Below are 3,784 nucleotides of genomic sequence, written 5' to 3' on the forward strand. Positions count from 1 at the left end.
GGAAGAACATCATGCCTCTTAGCTTGTCTACCATTGTATAAGGATAGATATTCTACAAGTAATGGTCTTGGTCCAACTAAACTCATTTCACCCTTTAATATATTTATAAGTTCTGGCAATTCATCAATACTTAAACTTCTTAATAATCTTCCGAACTTAGTTAATCTTTTGTAATCTGGAATTAAGTTACCCCTTTTATCCTTTGTATCTTTCATAGTTCTAAATTTAATTATTTTAAATACCTTATTATCCTTACCCACTCTATCTTGCTTAAAAAATATAGGACTTCCAAGGTTAAAATATATTAATATTGATACTATACATAGTATTGGTGATAGTACAATTAATGCTATTGCAGAAACTACAATATCTATACCCCTCTTTATTCTCATTCTCATTTTCCTACCTAAATAAATTCTTTACTATTTTGCTTACCTTATGTATATCTAGATCTGTCATCTTTGTGTCTGATGGAAGGCATAATCCTCTATTGAATATATCTTCTCCTACGCTTATAACTCCATCTTCATTATGAGAGTAAAATTCATATTCATAAAATACAGGTTGTAAATTCATTGGCTTCCATATATGTCTAGCTTCTATATTTTCTTTTTCTAAGGCTTCTATTAAATCTGTAGGCTTTATCTTGCTATCTTCTTTTATTGTAATTACAGATAACCAATAATTACTTTCACCATAATTTTTTATTGGCATCATTTCTATTTCTTTTATATCTTTAAATTCTTCTTTATATTTTTCAAAAATATATTTCTTTTTTTCTACCCTATCCTTTAATACAGTTAATTGTCCCCTACCTATACCTGCTGATACGTTGCTCATTCTATAGTTGTATCCTATTTCTAAATGATGATAATACGGCTTGTTTTCTTTTGCTTGTGTTGATAAAAACCTTGCCTTCTCAACGTATTCTTCATTGTTGGAAATTAATATACCACCACCTGAAGTAGTGATTATTTTATTTCCATTAAATGAATATATCCCTATATCCCCTAATGTACCACTAGCTTGTCCTTTGTATGTTGCCCCTAGAGATTCTGCTGAATCCTCTATAATTAATGTTTTATACTTATTGCATAAATCTCTTATCTTATCCATATCTGAGCTTTGTCCATATAGATTTACTACAATTAAAGCCTTTGGTAGCTTTCCTTTTTTTTCACAATCTATGAAGGCTTTTTCTAATGCTATTGTAGATATACAATAACTTTCTGGATCTGAATCTACGAAAACAGGAATTGCCCCTTCATATATTATAGGGTTACAACTTCCACAAAAAGTTAATGAAGAACAAAATACTAAATCATCTTTTTTTATCCCAATTACCTTTAATGCCAAATGTATAGCAGCTGTTCCTGAAGTTAATGCTACTGCTGATTTTATTCCTACCAATTCTGAAACTTCTTTTTCAAAATTGCTTATATTAGGTCCTACTGGTGAAATCCAATTTGTACTAAATGCTTCTTCTACAAACTTCATTTCCAGTCCTGACATATGCGGTGATGATAAATATATTCTATCTCTACTCAATACATTCCCCCCTTTTCTTTAACATCTTTTGTTTATTTATTATCTATATATAAATATATATTTTTATATTTAACCTACTCTTATTATAATTTTCTTTACTTTGATACATTTATATAAATTTATATAAAAATATTATCCACATTTAGTATATCAATTTTTTCAAAATTTTTTTCATTAATCGTTCTTCAATTTTCCGTATTTTTCTACCTTCTTAATTTAATATATTGTTTTTAGGGTTATATATTTTGATTTAATTAAAGAGTTTATTAAATTGTTCTAATTTTCTACACGCGTCAACTTTTTTCTTACTTTTACAAACAAAAAAAACTCTATATCTATATATTAACAACAGTATTTTTCGCTAAGATATACTTATATTTAAATTAATATGGATAATATTTCTATCAATTTTTTTTATCTTTTACATATATATAATATATTCTTTTCTATTTTTGTTAATATTTGTTATTTTTATATAGCAAAGTTGTTCCAACATATTATTATTTTGTTAACTTTCTTAGTATTTTTTATATAAAGAAATTGTTAACCATCTGTAAATAAGACATGAATATTTTTTTCTCTTTTTGACAAAACAAAAAAAATGTCAGTATTTTTTATTTACCGACATTTCTTCTAATATGAATTCTAGATGTTAAAAAGTAAATTACATAATTAGGTATTTTTAGGTTATAATAAACTTAATATATTTCATGTAATTTAATTGTCCATTTATATGGACTTGCTATATAGAAGATAACAAGAGGAGGATTTTATGAGTAAAATAAAACTAATTTGCGTTGATATGGATGGGACATTACTTGATAAAAGCCATAATGTTAGCGAAGAAAATAAGATTGCCCTTCAAGAGGCAAATAAAATGGGATGTGAAATAGCAATTACAACAGGAAGAATATTTTGTTCAGCAAGATACTATTCAGATTTAATTGGAGTTGATACGCCTATAATAGCTTCTAACGGTGCATATATATGTAAGAAAACAGAGGAAAAAGCTATTTTAGAAAATACACTTACATATGATCAATTAATAAAAGTATATGAAGTAATTAAAAGATATGGATTACATCCAAACTTTAATACCCTTGATACAGTAATTCGTGAGCTTCCCCTACCAGAAAATCATGCTTACTTAGTTATGAATAAAGATTTAAAAGAAGAAGATAAAGTAAAATTTATAATTAATGATGACTTAACTCCATTATTTAAGGAACTAAATGGAAAAATTCTAAAAGGAATAGTAATTGAAGAAGGTACAGATAAAACAAAGCTATTTGCAGCAAAGGAAGAATTGAAAAACTTATTTGGAGATGAACTTCACATAGTAAGCTCAGGAGAAAACAACTTTGAAATAATGCCAGGTAATTCATCAAAAGGAAATGCAGTAAAACACCTTGCAGAAATGTTTGGCTTTAAAAGAGAAGAAGTTATGTGCATTGGAGATTCAGAAAATGATCTTTCAATGATAAAATATGCAGGAATTGGAGTAGCAATGGGTAATGGACTTCAATTACTTAAAGATGCAGCAGATTACATCACAGCTACAAATGAAGAAAGTGGTGTAGCCAAAGCAGTAAGAAAATTTGTCCTAGATGTTTAGTTTAACGAAGAAGTAAATTAAATATATGAACTAAATCATAAAAGGTAGTAAAAATAATTACTACCTTTTAAATATACTCCGCCTCATAGACTATATATCCTTCATAATTTCATCATTTCTCATGATAATATTTAACTTAATTTATATTGATATCACTTTCTTTATAGCACAAGTATATTCTTCAAAATCCATTAAGTGCTTTTCTATAATTGTCTGAATAACCTTCATATTAACATTTTGATAGTCGTGAACAGCAATATTTCTAAATCCAACCATAGTTTTTAATTTATTTGAAAGACTTTTATCTATTTAAATTATACCATAAAGATATCTAAATATACTATGCGAAATTAACCTGCGCTTAAGGCTCAGCTAATGTAAACACAGCTTAAAACATCACTTCTTGAAGTCTACTGGTAATCCCACTGAGCACTGAGCATCTACCTTTAGCATTGAAAGACTTTTACTTCATACAGAAATATCTTCCCCGTAATTAAAAGTTGCTAATCATATGTGAAATTCTATGTACCTTTATTGAAATACTTGTTTTAAAAGAAGTGTTTACATTAGATGAAGCTGAAAAGAACCGTCTTAATGAGCTACTAGTATTGTTTCATATTT

At 27.3% G+C, this 3,784-nt stretch carries 3 protein-coding genes and 1 pseudogene; 1 reads left to right on the plus strand and 3 read right to left on the minus strand.

From position 1 onward, the window contains the following. A partial coding sequence (locus ACRDBA_RS06660) for a sugar transferase (RefSeq protein WP_438572151.1) occupies positions 1 to 392 on the minus strand: 392 nt, incomplete at its 3' end. Positions 393 to 402: 10 nt separating this feature from the next. Continuing rightward, on the minus strand, positions 403 to 1,512 hold the full coding sequence (locus ACRDBA_RS06665) for a DegT/DnrJ/EryC1/StrS family aminotransferase (RefSeq protein WP_438572153.1): 1,110 nt from the start codon (positions 1,510 to 1,512) through the stop codon (positions 403 to 405). 808 nt (positions 1,513 to 2,320) lie between these two features. On the opposite strand from ACRDBA_RS06665, the gene ACRDBA_RS06670 reads away from it, so the two are divergent. Continuing rightward, positions 2,321 to 3,163: a Cof-type HAD-IIB family hydrolase gene (locus ACRDBA_RS06670; RefSeq protein WP_438572152.1), complete on the plus strand. Its 843-nt coding sequence runs from the start codon at positions 2,321 to 2,323 to the stop codon at positions 3,161 to 3,163. A gap of 141 nt (positions 3,164 to 3,304) precedes the next feature. Here the strand turns inward: ACRDBA_RS06670 and hepT are convergent. Further along, positions 3,305 to 3,472: pseudogene (hepT, locus tag ACRDBA_RS06675) on the minus strand (type VII toxin-antitoxin system HepT family RNase toxin); the annotation flags it as partial. Between the last annotated feature and the right edge of the window lie 312 nt (positions 3,473 to 3,784).

The organism is Clostridium sp. (assembly GCF_051654825.1).
In the GTDB taxonomy this organism is placed as follows: domain Bacteria; phylum Bacillota; class Clostridia; order Clostridiales; family Clostridiaceae; genus Clostridium.